Raw genomic sequence first — 22,422 nt, forward strand, 5'->3', positions numbered from 1 at the left:
GATGCTCTCGGATGCCGACTCCGATTCGGTGAGGTGAGCAAATGGACGTGGGCGGCTTCTTCAAGAATCTCGCAGGAAGCGCCGCGGTCGGCATTGTGGGCGCAGTTGCCTCCAAACTGGTTACTGCCACCCCGACGGGGCGCGCGATCATGGGGCTTGTCGGCGGTGTTGTCGGTGGAGTTTCCGCCTACATGACCAATGGCCACAATCTTGGAAATGCGTTTCTGACCGGTGCGTTGGATGGTGTCATGGCCGGCGCCCTCGGTAAGTTCCCGGCGATCCGCGGCGTCGGGAAAGTCGGAAAGGTGACCGGTCCGGTCATCAAGCGAGGCATCCCGATAGGCATTGCGCACTCGGTCGGTCTTGGCTTTGCTCCTCCATCCGGTTCCTCCGGTGATGAGAAGAAGGGACCGATCTCGATTCCGACGGAACCCCTCGCAATGCCGGCATGAGCGATCCCGCCGATACCGCGGGAACGGCTCCCGCGCAGATGCATCAGATCTGGATTCCCAGTAACAAGCTGATGGAGCTGGACCCGGACAAGTACTCCCCGAAGGAAAAGTTTCTGCTGTCCAAAGCGGTAGACGAGCTTTACCGGAAATTGCCAGTGACCTACAAGACGATTTTCGACAGCTTCGGCAACGGTAAGGGGACACCTCCCCCGTTGAAGAACGATCCGCCTGAATTGGCGGCGTTGGGACTGGGATCGACGGATGCGGTCGGGAAGGAAAAGGGCGAAGGCGCATCCGACTACATGGATGCCGTGTCGCGCCTCCAGGCCGCGTTCCAGAACCTCAAAACCGTCGACATCGAGATCGCGCCATTGGCGCAGAAGACCGCCGAGGTGTCACGGACCGCCCAGCAGGCGATGAACGACATGATCGATGTCATTCAGGAAAAGGCGAAATCTCTTCCGAGCACCGCCACCACGGTCGACAATTGGGCGCAGATATACCTCGCGGAGGCAGCTGACCAGGCGACCGTCACCATCAAACAGGCGAAATCGCAATACGACCTGCTGGGCAAAGGTGTTGCCGACAGCACCGGAAAGATTCCGCCCGATGTCGAAGCCCGACTCGCGAAGTTGGAAGGTAAGGACGCTAAGGCTGATCCTCCGGCGGTCAATCCCAACCAGTACCTGCCGGGCGGCCAGAACGGCAGCATCTACACGCCACCGAACAACAACAGTGGCCTCGGGCTTTTGAACCCTGGACTGAACCCCGGTGGAGTCAATCCGCCTCCCGCCAAAACTCTTCCCACACCGGATCCGACAACGCCGCCCACACCGGACCCCACCAAACCACCCGGCAACTCCAATGACAATGGAACCCGGGATCCGGGCAATATCGGGCAGCCACCATCGACTACGCCGCCCAACTCCACACCGAACCAGAACCCGAACATGGCGACGCCGGCGATGATGGGCGGCGGGATGGGCTCCGGCATGGATCCCATGAGCATGATGCTGCCGTCGTTGATGAGTGCCATGCAGCCCAATATGAACGACCGGCTCCAGGCGGATCCGGGACGCTACGACCGCTACAACGACGATCCCTACGATCGGTACCCGCAGAACGCGATTCCCCCGCAGGCGACTCCCCCCGCGGCGACACCGCAGACGCCGACCACCACACCACCCGCGACCACCACGGCGCCACCCGCGCCTACGGACAAGCCCGCCTCGGCCGCGCCGGCCGGTCCGGTCACGCCAGCTCCGGATGCCGATGGGGCAGTGGACTATCCGTTTCCGGACGGCAAGACCCAGCGGGTGTCGGTCATCGTGGCCAAGGCGCTGGACAAGGCGTTCGGCAACAAGAAGGGCACCGATGCGCAGGCCGCTTACGCCGACACCACGGCAAAGTGGTCCGATACCAAGCAGATTGGTGATCGGGTCGATCCGAGCCAGTTGATGACCGGTGATGTCGGAGTCTGGGAGAGCCCCGATCTGGTGGCGATCGTGCGCGCGATGGGATCCGAAGGCGAGGCTTCGCTGGACCTCATTGTCAACGGCGAACTGCGCCGGTATCCGGACCAGATCTCCGAGACCACGGGCGATCTCGGCAAATTCGTGGGTTGGGCGCATCCGCGTGGAATCGAGATCACAGGTACCAGCGCCAAACACTCCGACGGTGCGGTGCCGGGAATCAACGGGCCCGCGGCGCCCATGCCGGTGGTCGCGGCTCCGGCGAGCTGAGCGCGGGGCGGAAGGAACTCCGATATGGCAATGAACGTCGAACCCGGGGAGCTGATCGAGGCCGCCGCCACGCTGTGGCGGCTGGTCGAGCAGGCTCATGCCAGGCTGCCCACCGGGTGGGTGACACCGGCGGGCGCCGATCTGCCCTCGACGGTGGCATCGGCGTTTCACACCGCGCACGCGGAGTCGGCGTTCAACTCGCTGATCGGCATCGCCAATAGGGCGGGGCCGCACGCGTACCAAATCGGGGCTTCCGCTGTCGAATACACCGTCGCCGACGATGCGGGTGCCCGAAAGGTCAATGGCAGCGGTGCGGACACCGTGACCAATCCCGTCCCCAAGATGCCGCCCTATGGGATGCGCCAGGCGCCGCCGCCTCCCGCGGTGGCGGGTGCACCCGCGGTTGATCCGCTGACCTTCGCGCAGCAACTGCGTTCGGGACCCGGACCGGGTCCGGCGCGAGCGTTCGCGAATTCGATTCGGCAGTATCTGGACGGGCCGCACCGCGACGCCGTCGCCGGGTTCGAGAGCCTGATACCGGTCATGAATAACTGGACCCCGGTGGGCACGACAGTGGCTGAGCGCCTGAACAACTACGGCCGCCAGCTCACCGACATCGGCAGCAATATGGGCACCCTCGCCGCCAATGTCGACGATTACGCCAACGCGTTCCAGGCCGCCAAGGACCGGCACCCGACACCCCAGGAGATCCTGGCCACCCGCAAACGCCTGCTCACCGCCATGCGATCCAAGGACGAGGTCGCGCTGGCGCAGGCGCTCGCGGAATTCAATGAGCAGAACGGGATTTCGGCGCAGACGCACGCCGACTACACCGGGGAGATCAGCAAGACATTGCCCGCGCCGGACGGGACCGGCAAACCCGGGACCGGAACACCGGGCGGCACCGACGGCGGCTCCGGGGACAACAAGGGCACCGGCGGCAAAGGCGATCAGAGCAGCACCGCCCTGATGTCGATGCTGCCCTCCCTGCTCAGCAGCCTTACCAATTCGGCGAGTTCACTGTCGCAGAACAATTCGACGGACGATCCCGACGCCGGGCTCGAGTATCCGGACGACTATCCGTCGGATCAGTTGCCCGAACTGCCGAACTTCACCGGCGGCGGTGGCAGCCCGGGCGGTGGAGATCCCGGTTCACCGAGCGTTCCCGACCTCACCACGTACAACGTCGCGCCGATGCCGGGCGTCAGTGCTACTGCGTCACTGGGCAATTCGGGCCTGCCGCGAGCTCCCGTCATCGACGCTCTGCCCAGCCAGTCCGCGGGCAACCCAGCCGCCCGCGCGGGGACCTCACCGATGATGCCCTACATGCCGATGGGTGCGGGCATGGGCGGCGCGGGCGGAGCCGGTGCCGGAAATGACCGAAATCGTGTAGTCGCTTGGCATCCGGACCGTCTCATGTACGTCGACGACACCCCCCATACCGATGCGGTGATCGGTGAGAAGCCCACCATCGCCCCGACCGTGACACCCCCGACGCCGGCCCATGCCAATCAGGCGCCGACCAATCCCGGAGGCTCCGTATGACCGATATCCACCCCGATGTACAGGCCGCCCTGGATGCCGCGCGCGATCTTCGGCACCGCATCGCCGATCTGCGCGAGCGAATCAACGGCATCCGCGCGCGCCGACCCTCACCTAGCGGAGCGGTGGTGCCGGAGGTCGACGCCATGGGCCGTCTCACCGATCTCTACTTCGCGCCCGGCACCACGGCACGCTTCGGCAATGCCGAACTGGTCGCCGAGATCATGGCCGCGATCGGCGAGAGCACAGCCGATGCCGGACGTCAGTACCAGGTCATCATGGATGTCGAGCCGTGGCCGGAAACGGTGACCACGGACGCACCGGCGAGTAAGTCGGCATGACCGGCGCGGACCTCGAACCGAACACCGAGACCGAACCGGCGGTCACCGTCGCCGATACCGTGCAGTGGCTGCACGATGAGGGTCTGGCACGGCTGGCCATGGTCGGCACGACCGCGCCCAGCCCCATCGTGGCATTCACCGTGGAGGTCGCCACCGGCACAGTGACCGCTTTTCCCGCCGCGGTCACCGGGCCCGGCACCGATGTGCTGACTCTGCCGGCCGATGATCTGCCGCCCCCGGCCGGAACGGCGAAACGACTTGTGGTGGTGGGACTTACGGCGACCGAATCGGTGCTGGTATTGGATCTGGCAGCCCTGCCGACCCTCGGTATTCAAGCCGCACGCCCCGAAACCACCGCGCGTGCCTGGGTCGCGCAGTTGCTGCTCGATCCGGAGGTCACCGTCACCACCAACAGCGCCGATCTCGCGGTGCCGGCCGGAAACCGCTGCCGGTTCACCTTCATCCCGGGTGGCGGGACCGTGCTCATGGCAGACGATAAGCGACCGCCGATGACCACCGTCACCCTCGGTCCGACCGCAGAGGGGACCGAGCAGCTCGATGTGGCCGAGGACGGCTCCGCGGAGCTGTACCTGGGCAACCGTTTCTGGCAACTGCGGCATGTGCTCGGCATCGGCGATCTGACCTGGGCCGCACTCACCGCCCAACTCGAACCGGCGGACTGACAACGGAATTCGCCACCGATCCCTTATCGACAGGAGCACTCATGGACGACGATTTCGACCCCTACGACGCACCACAATCGCAGGCTCCGGACTGGCGGAACATGACGCACGAGGTCTTCAATCCCGATCACACCGCGGGCGCGGCCTGCAACCGGGACGGCGAGATCATCGGCCTGCACATCACCGATGACGCTCGCGATAACGGGGACGCCTGGCTGGCCGCCGAGATTCTGCGCCTGGCACGGCTGGCGCACCTCAAATCACGGGTGGCCCTGCGCGCCGAAATGGAGTACAACGGCACCCTCTCGCACACAATCGACTCGTTCGACCTGCCGACCGAAGCCTCCTACCGCGCCGCCGAGGCCGCTGAATTCGGCTCGGCCAGGCGCTGATTCGTGGACAGGACCGCATCGTGACCCACAAGCTCGACATCGACGAACCCGACGAGATCATTTCCGCGGCGGGTCGCGTCACCGCCGCGGCCGGTGCCGTGACCGGACGCGCCACGAGCACCATCGCCGGTCTCACACCGCTGGGCACGGCCCGCTGCGACCTCGACAACGCGCTCCTGGGGGTGCTGCACTGGGTCAAAACGAGCTGTACCGCTGCGGCTACCTCGGATTCAAGGGATTCGACCGCCGCCCAGCGTTTCATCGTGCAGGCGGCCCACGCCATCACCACGGCCGACGATCACGGCCGTGCCGCCGTGCGCCGGGTCCGCGACCAGGCCTGAACCGCCTCGATGCGACCGCAGTACGAAAACCCCTACTGGGATGCCATTGTCGGTGACAACTGGCCCGGCATCGACGACGGAGCGTGGCGCACACTGGAATCCGCCGCGCGTACCGGTGCCTCGGAGATGGATGTCACCGGATTCGACCAGGCGCGTCGCGCGTTCGACGAGCACATCCGGGTCAGTGCCGCGCTGCAACCGGTGCAGGACGCATTGCGTGTCGAGCAGCGCAGGCTGTGGGCGCTGGCCGATGCGCTGAACCTGGCCGCCGATCTGTTCGGGGAGATGGCGCAGCTGGTGCGCCGCACCTGCGCGCGAATCCTCGACATTCTCGACTCCGCAGTGGCGGGCATCAACGGCTTGGCGGTCCAGGCCGACGAGACAGAAGACGAGCGCAAGGACCGGCTGGCTCGGATCGATCGCATTATTCGCAATGCCCGCGACGAAGTCGCCGCCGTGGTGACGCGCGCTGCCCACCAGGCTGGGCCGCAGGGATTTCCGGAGTTATCGGCTATCGCGGCCCTACTCGGCATACCCGGGATGGGAGAGGCCGGAAATGGGTGGCAACCACCCTGGGCCCCGGGCGGGCCAGGTCGAACATCGTGGCCGGGGCCGAAGCATCCGTCCCGGCCCGATCACGGCCGACCCGGAACGACTGCGCCACAACCTCATCCGGATCATCCCGGGGTGCCGCCCGGAAATCCTGTTGGTGACCCGTCTCTGCCAGGCATCACTCCGATTGGCCTACCGGACCCGAACCCGGACACGGATGCCGGGCGCTCCGGTGCCGTGCCGCCGGGTACGACAGCGGTTCCGGACCCGAACCGGCATGAGCGGCCGCCCTTTCCGATCGACGACGGCCACGGTGGCGGGACGAACTGGTACGACGCATCCCAGCACCCGTTGCCCGCGTCGCAACCGGGCATGGTGGGTCCGGGTCCGGGGTTCCCGGGGGGCATGCCGAATGTGTCCGCACCACAGCACTATTCGTCGAACGATTCGGTGGCGGATTCCGGTGGCCTCCCTCCTGCGTCGAGAGCTGTCACGGATTCTCCCGGCAGCACTGCTCATTCCAGCGTTGATACCCCCGAGCATTCGGTGCCGGACTCCGATACCGCCGCGAAATCGCCCGGAAGCGATGCGGATTCGCGAGCCGATACGAACTCCAGCGCTCCCGGCCCAGATCTGTCCGGCGAGGGTGCGGTGCGGGAGAATGACTCCGCCCTTGCTGGTCCGACCGATATGGGCGGCCCGATGCCATTCTTGCCGCTCGCTCCGGCCGCTCCGGCGGGCGCGACCGCAATGCCACAAGGTGCTGGGGCGCAGCCGATTTCGGCGCAGTCGGGACCGGGGGCGGGGAGTGGCACCGGGGCGAACCCGGGTACCGGTGCGGGGGCTGCGGCCGGTGGTGCGGCGAACAGCGTGCCGCGTGCGCCGGGCCTCGCCGCCGCACCCGGCAGCACAGCATCGTCAGGGCCTGTCTCGGCAGCGGGTAGTGGCGCGGTGTCAGCACCCACCGGGGACCATCCATCGCGAAACCGCACCGGCCGAACCGATCAGCGTGAATCTGCGGACCGGTCTGCGCCCGACCATGATTCGTCGGCTTTTCAGGAGGCGGTCGGCGCTGCGATGGCCGCTGCGGCCGCACCCGCCTTCGTCCTCGGTGACCGGGTTGACGGCGATTCGGCACTCGCCCGCACCCTGCTGCGCAGCATCCTCGCGGTCGTCGACTGCTCACCGATCGCGCCCGCTTGGGCGGTGGTGGTGACCCGCCATGCCAGCGGTGTCAGTGCCTTCGTCACCTCGAACGAGGGCCGGGGCTGGTTGCCCGCCGGCCTGTACCTCCCGCGCACGGTATTGACGCCCTGGGTATGGCAGGCCGCGCGGGACGCGGCCTGGGAGGGTGTGGCCGATCCGGCCCGCGTGCTGGTCGAATTCGGACGGGCATGGGGACGGACATCCGGGGCCGAACTCTCCGCAGTGGCCTCATCGCTGCCGATCGATCCCATACTTCGCGCGGCGCTGCCCTCGGTGCGGTTCGAAGGCGAGATCGGCCCGGCAGCGGAGTTGAATCTCGGCGTGCCGGCACCGGATCGGTGTGACCGGCTGGCGATGACCGCCTCACCGCGACTGCTCGACCGGGTTATGTCCGTACAGGAACCGACGATCGCATTGCGTTGCACCGAACTCGCCCGCGACGCGCACGCGCGGGTCATCCGGGCGATACCGGATCCTGTGCACGTCATGGGAACTCCTCAACTGCGACAGCGCATCCTCACGGCTCTGCGCAACCGTGCGCCGGTGGCGGATGACTGGTTCGAGGAATTGCGCGACGCCGATGACCTGCTTGCCGCCGGCATGGTGTCGAGGCGGCTGGATGTCAGTCGTATCCCACTGGGGGAGTTACGGTTCGAGGAGAATGGCGAGCCCGCGATAGCGCGCGCGATCCAGTTGCAGCGCCGTTGCGACGAATTGGTGCTGCTGCTGGCGCAGGTCCCGGACCGGCAATGTCTGCGTGACGCGGTATACCTGCACGCCCATCTGATCGAACATCCGGCCATCGCCGCGGCGGGCGGGCCCCATGCCCCTCCGCGCGTCAGCGGTTTATGAATTGCGAGACGGTGGTGCGGGGTACGCCGGTGGCAGGCCCCGGCCCATCGGGGCCTGCCACCGAACTCGCCGAATGGTCTGCGGCTGAGCCGAATGGTCTGTGGCGAAACATGGTTCGTCGACCTCGGGCAGAACACTAAAGGCTCCCCACTGGTGGGAAGGCTGGACAATTGTGCGAGTCGCCGAGGGCGGAAGGGAGTTCGATTCAACGTGGCAGGCAAAGTGCACATCGATCCTGCGGTACTCCGCCAACTCGCGGTCCAGCACCGCAAGGTCGGTGACGACACCGTGGAATGGGCCAAGCCGCCCGAGGATTGGCTCAAGGCCTTTCCGCACACCTACGGAACCATTGCCAGCCCTGTTCTCGACGCGCTCGTGAACTATTACAAGGCCAGACAGCAGGCGGGCAATGCCCTTGCCGCACAGCACTATCGAACCGCCGCCGAACTGGATTCCTCGGCCGACGAATACGAACGCGCCGATCGCGATGCCGCGGCACGAATCCACCGGGCCGGTGGGAACGACTCCGGTACCGGGACCCCGATCAACACACCTGCGCCGATGCCCGCTCCTACCACCCCATTGCCGACGCAGCCTGGCGGACCGATTCCCGGCGGACCGGGCGAAACCGGTGTCACACCACCGGCTTCGGGCGGCGGCGATCCGAATCGGTTTGGAGCACAGGACACCTCGCCGCTCGCGGCGCCGGGTACGACCGTCGGCTCCAGCCCAGCGCCCGGTGGGGCGCAGGTTACTCCGGGACAGTCCGGAGCGCCTCTCGCCCCCGCCGCGTCGGCGACAGACCCCTCGGTATCGAGCACCACCACGGGGCGCGACGGTTTGTCCGGAACCACGGCCGACGCCACACGCCCCGGCGCGGTGACCGCACCGACCGGAGCGGGCGTGGCACCGATCCTTGCCGGATCGGGCGGTGGCGACTCGACGCAGAACGCGTCGGCGACGCCGGGAACCGGCGTAACCGGCGACGGCATGCCGACCATCATGCCGACCCCGTTCGCGGCGGCCGTCGCAGCCGCAAAGGATCGCGAGACCGGTCCGGCCAACGTGGTGAACGAGGCCGTCAACGAGGATCTGGTGATCGCCCGCACCCTGCTCGCCGCGGTGCTCGCGGCAGTCGATGAGCCGATCATCGGCCTGGCCTGGGCGGTCTCGGTCATGCGCGGACCGACCGGAATCGGTGTGTTCATCACCAGTAACGAGGGTCGCGGCTGGCTCCCCGCGGGTCTCTACCTACCGCGCGAGGTCTCGACCCCGTGGGTGTGGGACGAGATGATCGGAGCCGAGCAGACCTGGCCTTGGGAAGGCGTGGCCGATCCTGCTCGTGTACTCGCGGAGTTCGCACGTGCGTGGGGCGCCGGCACCGAATCCGCGCTGACCGCACTGGTGTCTTCCGGTTCAATCGATTCGAGTCTGCGGGCGCAGCTACCCGATACCGCAGTCGAGGACATGGTGCCGCCCGCCTATGACGTCGATCTGCGCTCGCCCGGACCGGGTACCGCCGACCGGCTCGCCCTGGCCGCATCCATCCCGGCCCTGGAGAGCGTTGGCGCGGTACCTGATTCGGCCATCCACCGCCGTCGCACCGAACTGGCTGAGCAGGCGCACGGCGAAGTCGGCCGCACCACCTCGACCCCGGCGGAAGCGACCGGAGCCCGTTCCATCCGCGGCCGCATTCTGTCGCTACTGCACGACGGACAGCAGGTGCCCGCCCAACTATGGCAGGAGCTTCGCGACGCCGACGATCTGTTGGCGGCCAGCATGCTCTCCCGGCGGGTCGACGCGGGTCGCGTGAGCCTCGGGCAGCTACGTATCGAGGATCAGGCGGAAGCGTTGCGCGCCATGGTATTCGAGCGTCGATGCACCGAATTGACGCTTCTTCTCGCGAATCAGCCGACCCGGCAAGCACTGCGGGACGCGGTATACGCCCACGAACAGATCCTGGGCCATCCATTGTTCGCGGCACAGCCGGTCGCCGCCGCAACGGCCGCGGAGCAGGTCTCCACCGTCGACACCATCTCCACCCGGGTAGCGCCGCCGACCATCACCGCGGGCCCACCCAGCGGGGTCACGGTGAGGCCGGTCGATGATCGAGTGAACGGATAGGTCCGGAGCTGTCGTGATGGGTGCCCGGCTCCGCTGGGCCACCCATGCGTCCCGCTGGAGGCTGCCCCCGTGCGGCTATCGAAGGACGGCGCCCACGGCACCATCCCAGACCGGAGTGCAGTACAGGTTCAGGTTGTCGATGCCGCTATCGGTCGAAGTTCCCAGGCCCACAACCGAGTAGCGGCATGACGCGCCGACCGAGTCGGCGGCTCCTGCGAGGGCGTCGACAGCTGCCGTGGTGCCACGGTGGCGATCCACCAGCTTTCGGATCAATGCGATGGGGTCGTCGCTGTGCAGTGTCCCCAAATGCAGTCCGAAGGATGCGATGCTGCCAAGTCTCGCGCAGCAGACCGATACCCGAAATCAATGGATCGATGCGGGGTCGACACCGCATCGCACCAATTCGGACAGCACCTAGGTGGGGTCGCCGAATCGCTGCACCAGCTTCATGGGTATGGCGATGTCGTCTTTCGCTCGCAGCTACACCTTGTGGCCGAGTAGACCGTGCGCGTCTATTTCGATCTGGCGAATTCCGGGCAGGCCGCGCTCAGCCGGGAGAATGCCTCGGGGCAGTTGTGAGACTGTCATCGGGTTTGAATGCGGCCGCGCGGCCCGGCATCCGCGGCGTGATGAACCACCCCCAGCCAAGTGGCCCAACGGTGGCTCGCGGGAATCGCCGCAGGGTTCGGATACAGCGCCGTGACGAATGACCGCAGCGTACTCGCCGCTGCGGCATCCTCATTCGGTCCCGAGCCGCAAAGCTCGTCGATGGCCGCGAGCTGCGCCGCGAGGCGAGATCCGAAGTCCGCGTGCGTCGTTCCCGTCTCGGCGACACATCTGAGCGCGGGCGTGAGCTTCCCACGTCCCCCGGCCATGCTGACTTCAAACGGAATACCGGTGACCGTGAGGCCGCTGGCACGCGATCCGTCGGCGCGGACCATGCTCAGCTGTCCGCCACACGCACTGTTCAGCATGGTGCGCAGCGGTATCGGTTGAGTGCCCGGCATCAGCTCGTCGGCCACGGCGACCAGGAAGTCGCCCGCGGCCCTGGCCAATTCCACCGTCAGATCTCGCCGCTCGGGCCCGTCCGTGGGGTTGCCGCGGGCACCACACCGGGCGCCGCGCCCACCGAGACCTTGGGCGGATCTGCGGGTTTCGTTTCCGGCGGAGCCTGCCCGTCGGTGCTCAGATCAGCACCGGAGGGATGGAAGAAGCCCTCGAACTTCCCGAACTCGCCGCCGAGCGAATCCGGCAGCATGTTCGGATTGAACTGCACCAGATGGCCGTCCTGCATCGGACCGAGTTTGCCGTCGATGATGATCTGTGGACCGTTGTCGGTCATCACCACGACGGCGGTTCGGTTGCCCCACTGCGCGATATCCCCGGTACGGAGCTCGGCGTCGGTGATCTGCTTCCACGGCATCCCCGGTGTGGATTGCCCCGGCCCGCCCTCGTACGCGGCGCGAGCATCACAACCGGACGGGTTGCTGAACGCCTTCGTGAGCGCGTCCTGTACGACGGGCGATACCTGCTGGGTACCGTTCAGGCCCGGAATGGTGACGTTCACCAGGCCCTTGGCGTTGGTCGGCGGAGGAGTCGTCTGATCGGCCGTCACCACAGGCTGTCCCGGTGCACCCGGTGCTCCCGGAACCGTGGGCGCTCCGGGTGTATTAGCCGCCGGGGTAACAGTATTCGGGTCGCGGGGGCGACGCGGTTCGCCCCTGTCGTCCTGCATCCCACCCTTGCCGTTGTCTCTATTCTGCATCGCCTGCTGTAGCGCGGACATCATCATGAGCTGGCTCGGATCGAAACTCGATCCGCCGCCACCGGAGTTCCCCCCCGCATTACCGCCACTGCTGAACCCACCCGCGTTCGTGCCGGGGTTGTATACGGCCGGTGTGACACTGTCGTTCTGCCGGATGCGATTCTCCGCCGCATCGATCTCGTCCAGCACCTGCTGGTTGTTGTTGTCTGTCGGCGTAGTGCCGGGCTGCGTACCGGGGGGAGTCGAGCCGTCGGCGGACGGCGGTGGCGTGGTGGTCGCCTTGCCGTCTGGGCTGTTGGCGAGCGCATCCTTGAACAGCGCGCTGTAATCGGTGTTCTGTCCGGATGGTGGTGTCGGCGTTCCGGATGGGGGCGGTGCCGGAGTTCCGGAGGGCGGCGGTGCCGGAGTTCCGGAGGGCGAGGCAGGGGTTTCGGGTGTGGCTTTGGGCGCGGCCGGTTTCGGCTTTTCGGGTGCCGCCGGGACTTTCTCCGAGTCCTTCAGGATATCTTTGCATGCTTTATCATACAAATCTCTCCATTCCTTTACCTTTGCAATGAACGGGTCGATATATATTCGACGTTCCACGCTGGGGTTCAGGTAGAAGATGTTGTCTTTTGCGGATCTTTCGAAATACGTTTCAACTATAGGCTCATGATCGTGCTGATAGTAAGTTGTCTTCGTAAGCTTGTCGCCATCGACGCGCCATCCATCCAGCTTGTTCTTGAGCACCTCTTGCAAATCCTCGTTCGCCATCTTCACCAATTTCTGGAAGAGCTCGTTCTTCGTAACCGTGGTATCGAAAGTGGCGTCCGTGGCGATCTGGTGCTCAGTATTGTATTGTTTCTCCCTCTCCTTCAATTGATTCGCGAGGGCGCCGTGCTCATCTTTGATGTCGGACGATCCATCCAGAACCGTTGATTTCTGGTCGGAAAGTAGAATTGGGGCGAACGTCGGGTGTTCCTCTTTCGGGCGATGCAACCCCAGTGAGTCGAGATCCTTCTGCATGACGAACTCGGTGTCGCTGATCAAGGCTCTGAACCCAGCGTTGGCACCATCGGGCGCTATCAACTGGATCGTTGCCGCGTGTGTCGATACCTGGTCGGTGAGCTTTTCCGCGGGATCATTGGAGAAAACGGGTTTATCCACTTTATATTGATAGTAGGTATCGACATTGTTGGTCTCGAGAGATGCGACGAGTTCTTTATATTTTCCGCCGTCGAGATGTCTCTCATGAGCCCGCTTTGCGAGCTCCGCCTTGAGCGGCAGAAACGAGGGTAGATGTTCGTCTTGATCGTCGAGCCCGCCCCATGCGTCTTTGAATTCTTCCGCATTCAATGTGAGCAGGCGATTCAACGAGTTCTCTACCTCGCCATCGTTGAAACCTATACGTTCACAGCCGCCTTGCTCGTAATCTCCCCGTGTATCTTGGACAACCTTCTCGACTTTGGATTTATCGATTTCTGCTGCCATTAGTTGCTCATTTCACTGCGGAATTCACCGGTGCCGGCCGTAATTTGCGGCATGGTCGCGCCTTCCGGCACACTGTGTGTCACAATATGCTCGTAGGTGTAGAGCATGTCTCGTAGCACCTGACGATCGGGTTCGATATCCGAGTACAAACGCCGCAGTTCATTGGTGCGACGCCGGACGAACGCGTCCTGCATTCGGCCTCCTGCGCTCACCTGAATTCGCGTGTCGACCAACAGCTTCCGGCAGACTTCCTGAATTTCCATGTCAGGTGTCATTTCCGAGTACCGTCGGGTGTTGTCGGTTCCAGCTATTTCGAGTCGATCGACCAGCCCGGCACCCGGTCTCGAAAAATCGGTATCGGCCAGGGCAGCCGTCACCTGATCCGTGACCGCGACATCGCCTGGAAGGGAAGCTCTCAACCGATCCGAAATGGTCGTCGAGGATGCCAGCGCGCTGAGCCGAATCGAAATGCGGGCTGTCGCGATCGATAGCAACTCGGCCAACATGCGCGCCGGGTCGTCGATTCCGGCCAACTTCGCGACGGCCCGCTGGTGACTGTCACTGAATCGGGATTTCCAGCGCCACGGCACGATGACTTCCGATGGCAGGAAGAGTCCGGCCGGCAACCAGCCCCGCCCCTCGGTCGAGGTCAGCAGCAGTACCGGTCCACGGGGAGTGATGGCGACAGCGGTCGCCCACTCCAGGCCGGGCGTCGAATCCCCAACGGCAGCAAGGACTGCCGCGAGCAACGTGCGAGCGAGCGTCAGATGGTCGACCACGGTATCGCCGACGACCAACGACGGTCGTGAGCGCTCCGATCCGGCATTCCTCGCCGACGCCGCCAGCGGCCCCGGTGACAACGGACCAGCTTCCAATTCCGGGCGCAGTCTCGCACTGGCGCCGTTTGTGACTACCGTCCGCTCAGGAGCCACTGGCGACGTGTTTGCGCCGCTGGCCGCCCGCATGTCGTCGCCTGATGCAGCGATACGCGGTGGCGTGGTGGTGGCGTCTGCGGAAATATCGAATCCCCGACTGAAACTCCGCATCTGCGCATTCGAATCGGCCCGAGGCGTGAGCGCGTTGGGGGTTACCGGTCCGACGGGAGTGGAAAGTCCGACCGGCGTGGACGATCCGACCGGCCCGGCGCCACCTACCTGCGCGATCGTGCTGGTCGGAGCGCCGACTGCCGCTGGATCGTCGAGGTGGACAGGGTGCTGTGTCGGTGGCGCGGCAGCCGGATTCGGAGTCGGGGTCGGGGTCCGCTCGCCGGGGAGCGGGGGAACGGACGCCCGAGGGGGAGTTCCGCCCGGGTGCGGTGTCGGCGAGATCGGCATCGGTGGTAGAGCTCCGATACTGGGCGTATTCGGCCCAAGTACTCCGGGATGGTTGTCGAATCCACCGCCCGCCTGAATGATCTGCTGCCGCCCGCGCCCGTCCTTGGCCTCGAGATCGTCTGCGGCTCTGAGCAGTTGATCACGGGTTTGTTCATGGTTGCGGGCCAGGCGTTCGGCTTTCGCGTGGCGATCGTTGTAGAAGTCGACCAGCGCCTTGTACATTGGTGCGGCGATTGTGCCGTGGGTTTCCGGGAACTCGTCGAGCCAGGCCTGGGGAATCGCGCCTTTCTCGCGAAGCTCCTTCGCGATCAGGTCATGCTGCGCGGCGGATTTGCGTAGATCGTCCGGCTCGACGAGAAGATGGTTGACCATGCTCGGTTGGTTCCTCCCGCCCGACTGCTTCGTATCATTTCTCCGACTTCCCGAAATTCGGCTCGGAGTCGGGTGCGCCGCCAGCCCGCCATTCCTGCATAACCTCGGCGAACGGTCGTGGCAGTAGGGACTGGTCGTTCATGTTCAGGTGGTACTGGCGTTGCGCGTCCGCCGTGCTATCGGTGATAGCGGCCATAATCTCGGCTGCCAGTTCGTAGCTGCCGAATCTGTCGCAGGTTCCGGGAGCCAGATACAGGTCTCGGAGGCGGCCATGGATATCGACTTCGGGGATGACCAGGCCGGAGGGTGAGGGACGCCGGGCGACGATTTTGTCCGCTCGCTCCTGTAGTTCCTCGAAGCGATGTAGCAGTTCCCGCTTCATCGCTAGTCCGGCGCGCACGTCCGGGTGAAGTTCTCTCATCGGTCCTCGTTCGTCGGCGGCCCTGCTCCCCAGCATGCTTCACCGAGTGCGGAGCGGCTTCCCGTTGATGGGAAGGGGTTTCGCCGGACACCGCGCGGGATAGCCTGCCGCGCAGGCTATCCCGCAGTCGTCATGCTCCAGCGGAGCCCGTTCGTGGCGGAGGCGGCGGCGGAGGCGCGGGAGGCGCACCCGGCGGGGGTTCCGCACCGGGGACCGGTACCGAGGCGCCCGCCGGTTGTGCTGTCGCCGCGGGATTTCCGCCCGGACCCGGCTGCGGAGCGCCAGGTGCGCCCGGAGCACCGGTTCCGGGTGCGTCGGGGGCGGGTACGCCGGGCGGCGGAACGCCGGGGGAATTGGGTGCCTGTGCACCGGGTGCCGGGGGCGCGCCCGGGACTCCGCCCGGCGGTCCGCCATTGGGCGGCGGTCCACCCTGACGATCGTCGCGCCGGTCGTCGTGCCGATCGTCCTTGTTGTTCATCTTCTCGACCACTTGCAGCGCCGAGGGCAACAGACTGGCACCCAGCATCGGAATCATCATGAGCGCCTGCATGAGTCCCGAACCGCCGTCGCCGCCGCCACCCCCGCCCTGTTGCTGACCGCCCTGTTGCTGACCGCCGTTCCCGCCGCCACCCGGATTTCCGCCCCCGCCACCGTTGCCACTGCCCCCGCCATTCCCGCCGCCGGACATCCGCAGATTGTCCTCGGCGACCTTGGTGACCCGCTCGTACACCTGCTCGATCGTCTTGGCGATCGTGTCCATGAGGCTGACTTCGTCGGCAGGTTGCAGCTTGGCCGCTGTCTTCCTGCTCAGTGCGGCAACGAGATCGGCGATCATATGTTTGATCGCGGTCAGGGTGCGGTCCTTGTCGGCCGACATCACGTTCGCGACGTCGAGCACCTTGTCATCCATGGTCAGCAGGGACGCCTGGCGAGCATCGACCGCGGCCAGTGTCTTCTGGTACTGCTCATTGGCCTTGCCCTCACCGAGGCTCTTGTACACGACGGTGGTGAGCAGATCATCGACCCGGGGTGGTGGGAATGTCGTTCCGCGCCCGAGCAAGTCGACCGCGGTCTGCAGGGCGGCCTCCGCCATCGCGATGAAGCTCTTGAGGGCTGGTGAGGCCCCGGACGGGACGGGGAGGCGCGGAATCGTCCAATAGTGGTGACCGATACCCGAGGGGCGCGGGTCCCGATCCCCCTTCGGTGGTGGCGTGCGATTGTTCTCCGCCGCTGCCGGCAGGGTCCGGGCGTCGTCGATCCCCGCAGGCAGAGTCCGAGCGCCGTCGGTTCTCGCGGGGAGTGCTTCGGCATCCTCTGCCTGGGCGTCAAGGACACCGATATCCGAGGTACCCGAGGGCATGGTGAATATATTCGCCGGGCTCGCCGTGGTCTCCGCGTCGGTCGTGTCCGCCGTATCCGTCGCATCCGTGGTCATCGCCGCTGGCACCCGCCTCCCTGTTGATCTGACTCATTGTCCGGTGTTCCCCGAAGTGGGAAGGCGTGCGGCGACCGGTCATGCATAGTCGACGGACGGCCACGGCCGATCCGAGAACACGTGCTGCCCGGAAACAGCTGGGCAGCATGAGAATCGGGAATACGACGGACGCTCGGTGAGGCACGAAGGCGGGTGACGCGAATGGCGACGGTTCTGGCCGATGACCTGAGCGGTGTGCTGAAGTCATTACTCGGCCTGTACGGAGCGGGTTCGCCCGATCCGGTGCAGGTGGCGAGACTGGGTGTGCTCGAACGGGATACAGGTGAGGGCGCGGGAATCACGGCTACCTCGTACACCGGTGCGCGCGGGATGCATATGTCGATCGCGGACTCGCACGAAGGCAAGGACAATGTGGTGCGGCAGGCGGTCGCGGCATCGGGTGGCAATACCTCCGACGGCCGAATTCACCTCACCCATCAGATTTCCGACCTCCAATCGCGCATTCAGGCGATCGCCGGTATTCGTGATACCCGGTTCAGCGGTCCGGCGCTGCTGGACGCCGTGCAGACCACCATCACCAACGCGACACAGCAGGTCGACCGGGACACCAGCGCGGCACGAAAGCTGGCCGCGCAGATCATGCCGCCGGCCGCACCCAAGGTCATAACCACTCGGTCCGCCACCCCGCGACGGCGGCGGCCACGCATTCGTCCCCGGCGGCGCACGCGAATTCCCGGTAACGGCACCGCGGGTAGCAATGCCGTTCTCGCGGCGAGCAATTGGCTCGGCACCCGCTATGTCTGGGGTGGTGGGGGAGCCGGAGGTCCCAGTGGCGGCGGCTTCGATTGCTCGGGTCTGACGCAGTATGCGATCGCCCAGGCGTCGAACGGCGATGTGATTCTGCCGCGCACCACCTACGAGCAGATCCACAGCGGCGTTCGCGTTCCGGTGTCGGAGGCCCGCCCTGGCGATCTGGTCTTTCCCGCGGGTTCGTTCAGCTCCCGTGGTCCCGAACACGTGCAACTGGCCGCCGGGAACGGCATGGTCATCGAGGCGCCGTACACGGGATCGACAGTCAAATGGTCACGAATGTCCAGTCAAGCCATAGTGGTTCGCGTGCTCTGATCCGGGCAGCGCGCGGATATGTCCATCGAGATACCGCACGAAGTAGCGTTGTTCCTCAACTTCGCGGGGGTGCCCTATCCGGATATCGATGAGGATCAGGTCCGCGAATTAGCCGTGCACGTAGGCAATTTCGCCGCCAAGGTGCGTGCGAGTCATGAGGGCGCGACCGGTGTGGTCCAGAATATGGGCACGGTGTGGTCCGGGTACTCGTACGAACAGCTGATCTCGGTGTGGGCGCGGATGAGCGCGACCCATATGGTCGAGCTCGACCGCGCCTGCAAGGTGGTATCGAAAGCCCTGTACATCGCCGCCGATGTGATTGCCGCGGCCAAGGCCGCTGTTCTGACCGAGCTGGCCGCGATGGCGTCGACATATCTGGCGGCCCTGGCGGGCACATTCGCCACCGGTGGGTTCTCGGCCATTGTGGCGCAGGCGCTTCCAGCGGCCGCACGCAAACTGCTATCGGTGATGGAACAGGTGCTGATCGCCTATATTCTGGCCGAGGTGCTCGGTAAAGCGATCGAACCCCTGGGCCAGGTCATCGAGCGTATGGTCGGCGGCACACTGCACAATTTGGTCGCTGACGTCCTTGATCTTCCCCCGCCCCCTGCCAGTTCATCGGCGTTACCGATGCGGATCGATCCCGATGAGGTGCTGCGCTACGCGAATGTGCTGGACGGCTACGCGGACCAAATGCTCTCGCATGCAGAAGATTTCGCCGACAAGGTGGGTGCGCTCGACTTCACCACGGCGGGCGGTCGAGACCTGGACGGGTCTCGTGACGATCGGCTGCGCGAGCCGTCGACGAACGTATCGGAGCCCCAGCGATCCGATCCGATCGAGCGTTCACCTGCCGCCTCACACTCAGCCGGTCCCGCTCCGATGCAGTCGCCACCGATCGCCTTCCCCAATGTGGCCACGAGCGTGCAGCAGTTCTCGACGCCGACCGTCCAGGCCGGTGCGCAACCGACCGGAGCCGGATCGAATTCGTCTGTGCACGGCGCAGATCCGACAAACTCGGGAGGTTCGGCAAGAGCGGTCCAGAGCTCGACGGCCGCTAGCTCCAACCCGGCGTCGGGGCGCGGGGACGTCACTGCATCGCGATCCGGTTCGGAGATTCGCAAAGCGGGCCCGGTGCCATGGGGAGATAACGGCGGAACTCGACGGGAACCGGCGGATGCGCGATCACCGCACGTTACGGGCGGAGGTGCGGGGCGGATGACCTCAGCACCGCGCTCACCTGTTGCGACTGAGACGCGTAGCGTCCCGGAGTCTTTCGACTCGCGGAGCTCCGCCTCGGCAAGCTCGGGCAGTCTCACACCCGAGGTGAACTCCTTACCGGCCGCCGCCGCGATGGTGAACAGCGGTAACGACCTTGAATCGACTGTGCGAGAGACGGGCCCGGCGGCCATAGGCAGCGCGCAAGGTGGTCCTCCAACGTCCAGTCCCTGGCGCGGGAAACCCGCGCGCCGTCGGCGCGATGGGCGTTCGCATCGGGATCAATCCCCGGAAGCGGCGACCGCGATACCGGATCCGGAGATACGCGATCCGATCGCCGCAGAAACTCGGGGGCGCGCTGTCGGCTCCACACCGTGGACGAAGTCCGAGCGCGAAACCGAGACGGCGGCAAAGGTGTTCGCTCCCGAAACCGGGTCGCGCGCGCCGCGGGTCACGCTGCCGCCTCCGGTGTCGAAACCTTCGATCGGCGCCGAACACGCCACGGCCGACCGGGCCGAGGCGAAGGATTCGGCATCCGAGCGACGCGAGGGGCGGTGAACGATCAGCCCTGCGCGCGACCGGTGTCCCGGTCCGCACCAGTTCCTTGACCCGACACCCTCGCGATCCACGTTCCGGCGGGTGGGGTCGCGGTGCGAGTGGGCGTCGGTGGCGTGGCCGTCGGCGGTTTGGGCGGGGTCAGCCGTCGAGCCCGGCGCGCCAGTACCGCCATACCCACCACGAGCAACCATCCCAGCGCGCCCGTACCGAAGATCGAAACCAGTACCCCGGAGGCCAGCGCGCCCGCGGCGGTGCCGCCGTGCGATATGAGCTTGCTGGCGCCGAAGATTCGGCCGATCACCTCTTCGGGGTAGACCCGTACCCGATACAGGGTGAGCGGAACATTGACCATCGTCCCAACGAAGCCGACGCCCATCCAGCAAACACCGAGAACCAGCGGATTCGAGGTTATCGCGATCGGCACGGCCAAGAGGGTCCATGCCCACAGTGCGGCGGTGAGCACCCGCTGGGGATCGAGTTGGTTGCCGTAGCGAGCGGCGGGCACCGCGCTCAACAGACCGCCGATACCGGTTGCTCCGAGCACCACGCCGACGGTCCATGTCGCGTGGCCGCCGTGTTTCACCGAGAGAGTGATCAGCAGGATGAGGACCTGGATGATTCCGTTCGACACACCCAGGGTGATCATGGAATCGCGTGCGAAGCGATCCGAGGCGAGGTGCCGCATGCCGATCCGGACCTGGTCCCACTCCCAGATGCGCACCGCCTTGACAGGCGCTGGAGCTGGAATGACCTGGGCCCGAGTGTGAATTTTGGACAGGGTCCACAGACAATAGAGGTAGGAAGCGGCGTTGGCGAGAAATGGCAGGCCGCGCGCGATCCCCAGCAACGCCCCGCCGAGTGAGCGCCCCATCATATTGGCTATCGGTTGCTCGGCCTCCAGGAAGGCGAACGCGGCGGGACGCTCCTCTTCTGTGACGACGTCCCGAATGAGCACCAGCTCAGCGGTATTGAAGAAGACGTACGCCGTGCCCTCGGTGAAGGCCGCGATGGCGAGGAAGAACGCCAGGCCCGGCGGGCGGGCGAAGATCACGCCCGCGGCCAGCAGTGTCGCCACCAAACCCATGCGCTGGCACAGGATCAGAGTTTGCCGGCGATCCCACAGATCAGCCGCGACGCCCGCGGGAATCTCGAACACCAGCCCCGGGGCGGCGATGGCGAAGGCCACCAGACTCGCCGAGATCGGCGAATCGGTGAGCAACAGCGTCAGCAACGGATACGCGATGCGCGCGCCCTGGAGTCCGACATGGGAAATGGCGTTGCCGGACCACAGCAGTAGGAAGTCCCGGTTTCGCAGGACGACAGCACCGGACATGCGAGATCGCTTCTGTGGGAATCGAATTGGTCGGACGCAACTAGAGGATTCGAGCGGCGACCGCTTTGACCAGACGCTGCAGGCCGCGTCGGGCACGTACGGCGGTGATTCCGGCCGATACGACGGTGATGGCGAGCGAGATCAGTGCGGTGGAGGTCAACCCGGCCACTCGTAGCTGTGACTCCTTGCCAGGCCAGGGATAGTTCGTGCTGCCGCGCAGCGCGCCGATCGCCAGTCCTATCTGCGCACTCAGATCCTTACTCATCGACAGCGCCAATTGCACCTTGGGGATGGCGGCATTGAGGTGGTACAGGTCCGCCGCCACGAAGATCGCAACGGCCGATGCTGCTACGGCGGTAAGGGTTTCGGCTGCGGCGCTGCGATACCGACTGGCCCGGATGGCCGCCACCACGGTGACGATGATGGCCGCGGAGGCGAGTATCGCCCACACATTGCTGATGACCGGGCCGGGAGGTGGAGACTGCGACCAAAGGTTCAAATGTCTTGTCGTGCGCCGCAGACGACCGAAGGCATTGACGACACCCACGCCGTCCCACCCGGTGGCCGTCAGCCACGGCTTGAACATCAAGTAGAACACTGCCGAATTCGCCAGTGCCACTGCGATATACGGCCACCCTTCACTCAGGGGCCGGGTTGCGCTCCCCTGTGGATCGGGCCCGTGTTGCGCCCCTGTCGGCGGCGACGGTGTCGATTGCACCATCGGTCCAACCTAAGCCGTGCCGACGGGGCGATGTCGCCACTGCTGGGGAGAGCCGGTCTCCGATTGTCCAGCGGGCCTGGGGCTTTCGTCCACAATTCGGCAGTAGCTCATCAGGAACGGACGTAGCAGCGCACGCATGAACTCCGGGCCGTCCGCGGCGGTGACCAGCGGAACGGTCGCGGGTGTCTCGATGCCTTCGCGATACCAGTGCAGCGCCAGCGGGCACGAACTGCCATTGCACAACCGCAGCTCGACCGAACCCTTTGCGTTGAGCCGGAATTCAGCGACGCGATACCACTCGTTCAGTCCCAGTTCGTAGATCGAGACCAAGGTGGGGACGTGTTGCACGGGACCGCTGGCGATCATCACTCGATTTCCTCACTCCCCCCGCGCCATTGGAGCCCCGAATAGGTCGTCACGGCCAGCGCGGGCACCTCCCCGGC

19 protein-coding genes are annotated in these 22,422 nt (G+C 65.7%); 11 read left to right on the forward strand and 8 right to left on the reverse strand.

Annotation, left to right across the window (positions count from 1 at the left end; translation table 11 throughout):
- Window positions 1-41: 41 nt before the first annotated feature.
- The 9 genes from ACFC0O_RS21865 (at window position 42) to ACFC0O_RS21905 (ending at window position 10,227) form a co-directional block, all read left to right on the forward strand.
- Entirely contained in the window at window positions 42-452 is a 411-nt protein-coding gene (locus tag ACFC0O_RS21865) for a hypothetical protein (protein ID WP_375960563.1), read from the forward strand.
- Window positions 449-2,194, forward strand: coding sequence for a hypothetical protein (locus tag ACFC0O_RS21870; RefSeq protein ID WP_375960565.1), 1,746 nt, complete (start codon window positions 449-451; stop codon window positions 2,192-2,194). The genes ACFC0O_RS21865 and ACFC0O_RS21870 overlap by 4 nt, the downstream gene beginning before the upstream one ends.
- Before the next feature lie 24 nt (window positions 2,195-2,218).
- Complete coding sequence (locus tag ACFC0O_RS21875) at window positions 2,219-3,739, forward strand: PPE domain-containing protein (protein WP_375960567.1); 1,521 nt, start codon at window positions 2,219-2,221, stop codon at window positions 3,737-3,739.
- Entirely contained in the window at window positions 3,736-4,077 is a 342-nt protein-coding gene (locus tag ACFC0O_RS21880; RefSeq protein WP_375960569.1) for a hypothetical protein, read from the forward strand. Before ACFC0O_RS21875 ends, ACFC0O_RS21880 begins: the two co-directional genes overlap by 4 nt.
- Window positions 4,074-4,760: a hypothetical protein gene (locus ACFC0O_RS21885; RefSeq protein ID WP_375960571.1), complete on the forward strand. Its 687-nt coding sequence runs from the start codon at window positions 4,074-4,076 to the stop codon at window positions 4,758-4,760. Before ACFC0O_RS21880 ends, ACFC0O_RS21885 begins: the two co-directional genes overlap by 4 nt.
- 41 nt (window positions 4,761-4,801) lie before the next feature.
- Window positions 4,802-5,152 carry a hypothetical protein gene (locus ACFC0O_RS21890; RefSeq protein WP_375960572.1) on the forward strand — a complete coding sequence of 117 codons (351 nt, stop codon included), beginning with the start codon at window positions 4,802-4,804 and terminating at the stop codon, window positions 5,150-5,152.
- Window positions 5,153-5,172: 20 nt separating this feature from the next.
- The gene (locus ACFC0O_RS21895) at window positions 5,173-5,493 is read left to right on the forward strand and encodes a hypothetical protein (protein ID WP_375960574.1); all 321 of its coding nucleotides are present in this window, start codon (window positions 5,173-5,175) and stop codon (window positions 5,491-5,493) included.
- A 9-nt stretch (window positions 5,494-5,502) separates the two neighbouring features.
- On the forward strand, window positions 5,503-8,103 hold the full coding sequence (locus ACFC0O_RS21900; RefSeq protein ID WP_375960576.1) for a hypothetical protein: 2,601 nt from the start codon (window positions 5,503-5,505) through the stop codon (window positions 8,101-8,103).
- A 210-nt stretch (window positions 8,104-8,313) separates the two neighbouring features.
- The gene (locus ACFC0O_RS21905; protein ID WP_375960578.1) at window positions 8,314-10,227 is read left to right on the forward strand and encodes a type VII secretion target; all 1,914 of its coding nucleotides are present in this window, start codon (window positions 8,314-8,316) and stop codon (window positions 10,225-10,227) included.
- 584 nt (window positions 10,228-10,811) lie between these two features.
- Here the strand turns inward: ACFC0O_RS21905 and ACFC0O_RS21910 are convergent.
- From ACFC0O_RS21910 to ACFC0O_RS21930, 5 genes are all read right to left on the reverse strand, one after another.
- Complete coding sequence (locus tag ACFC0O_RS21910) at window positions 10,812-11,249, reverse strand: hypothetical protein (RefSeq protein ID WP_375960580.1); 438 nt, start codon at window positions 11,247-11,249, stop codon at window positions 10,812-10,814.
- Between the two features lie 41 nt (window positions 11,250-11,290).
- A complete protein-coding gene (locus ACFC0O_RS21915) occupies window positions 11,291-13,462 on the reverse strand; it encodes a hypothetical protein (RefSeq protein ID WP_375960582.1) in 2,172 nt (723 codons plus the stop codon).
- Entirely contained in the window at window positions 13,462-15,168 is a 1,707-nt protein-coding gene (locus tag ACFC0O_RS21920; RefSeq protein WP_375960584.1) for a type VII secretion target, read from the reverse strand. The genes ACFC0O_RS21915 and ACFC0O_RS21920 overlap by 1 nt, the downstream gene beginning before the upstream one ends.
- A gap of 34 nt (window positions 15,169-15,202) precedes the next feature.
- Window positions 15,203-15,550, reverse strand: a complete 348-nt coding sequence (locus ACFC0O_RS21925) for a hypothetical protein (RefSeq protein WP_375960586.1) — start codon at window positions 15,548-15,550, stop codon at window positions 15,203-15,205.
- A gap of 169 nt (window positions 15,551-15,719) precedes the next feature.
- Window positions 15,720-17,024 carry a hypothetical protein gene (locus tag ACFC0O_RS21930; protein ID WP_375960588.1) on the reverse strand — a complete coding sequence of 435 codons (1,305 nt, stop codon included), beginning with the start codon at window positions 17,022-17,024 and terminating at the stop codon, window positions 15,720-15,722.
- A gap of 201 nt (window positions 17,025-17,225) precedes the next feature.
- Between ACFC0O_RS21930 and ACFC0O_RS21935 the strand changes: the two genes are divergently transcribed.
- Together ACFC0O_RS21935 and ACFC0O_RS21940 are read left to right on the forward strand one after the other, a co-directional pair.
- Window positions 17,226-18,149, forward strand: a complete 924-nt coding sequence (locus ACFC0O_RS21935) for a C40 family peptidase (RefSeq protein WP_375960590.1) — start codon at window positions 17,226-17,228, stop codon at window positions 18,147-18,149.
- An 18-nt stretch (window positions 18,150-18,167) separates the two neighbouring features.
- Entirely contained in the window at window positions 18,168-19,925 is a 1,758-nt protein-coding gene (locus tag ACFC0O_RS21940; RefSeq protein ID WP_375960592.1) for a hypothetical protein, read from the forward strand.
- A gap of 4 nt (window positions 19,926-19,929) precedes the next feature.
- Here ACFC0O_RS21940 and ACFC0O_RS21945 read toward each other — a convergent pair whose 3' ends face one another.
- The 3 genes from ACFC0O_RS21945 to ACFC0O_RS21955 all read right to left on the reverse strand — a co-directional run bounded on the left by ACFC0O_RS21945 (window position 19,930) and on the right by ACFC0O_RS21955 (window position 22,348).
- Window positions 19,930-21,258, reverse strand: a complete 1,329-nt coding sequence (locus tag ACFC0O_RS21945; RefSeq protein WP_375960594.1) for an MFS transporter — start codon at window positions 21,256-21,258, stop codon at window positions 19,930-19,932.
- Between the two features lie 40 nt (window positions 21,259-21,298).
- Entirely contained in the window at window positions 21,299-21,844 is a 546-nt protein-coding gene (locus tag ACFC0O_RS21950) for a hypothetical protein (protein ID WP_375960596.1), read from the reverse strand.
- Between the two features lie 144 nt (window positions 21,845-21,988).
- Entirely contained in the window at window positions 21,989-22,348 is a 360-nt protein-coding gene (locus ACFC0O_RS21955) for a hypothetical protein (protein ID WP_375960598.1), read from the reverse strand.
- Window positions 22,349-22,422 lie beyond the last annotated feature (74 nt).

Origin of the sequence: Nocardia sp. NPDC056100, from assembly GCF_042266325.1 — a bacterium.
Classification (GTDB): domain Bacteria; phylum Actinomycetota; class Actinomycetes; order Mycobacteriales; family Mycobacteriaceae; genus Nocardia.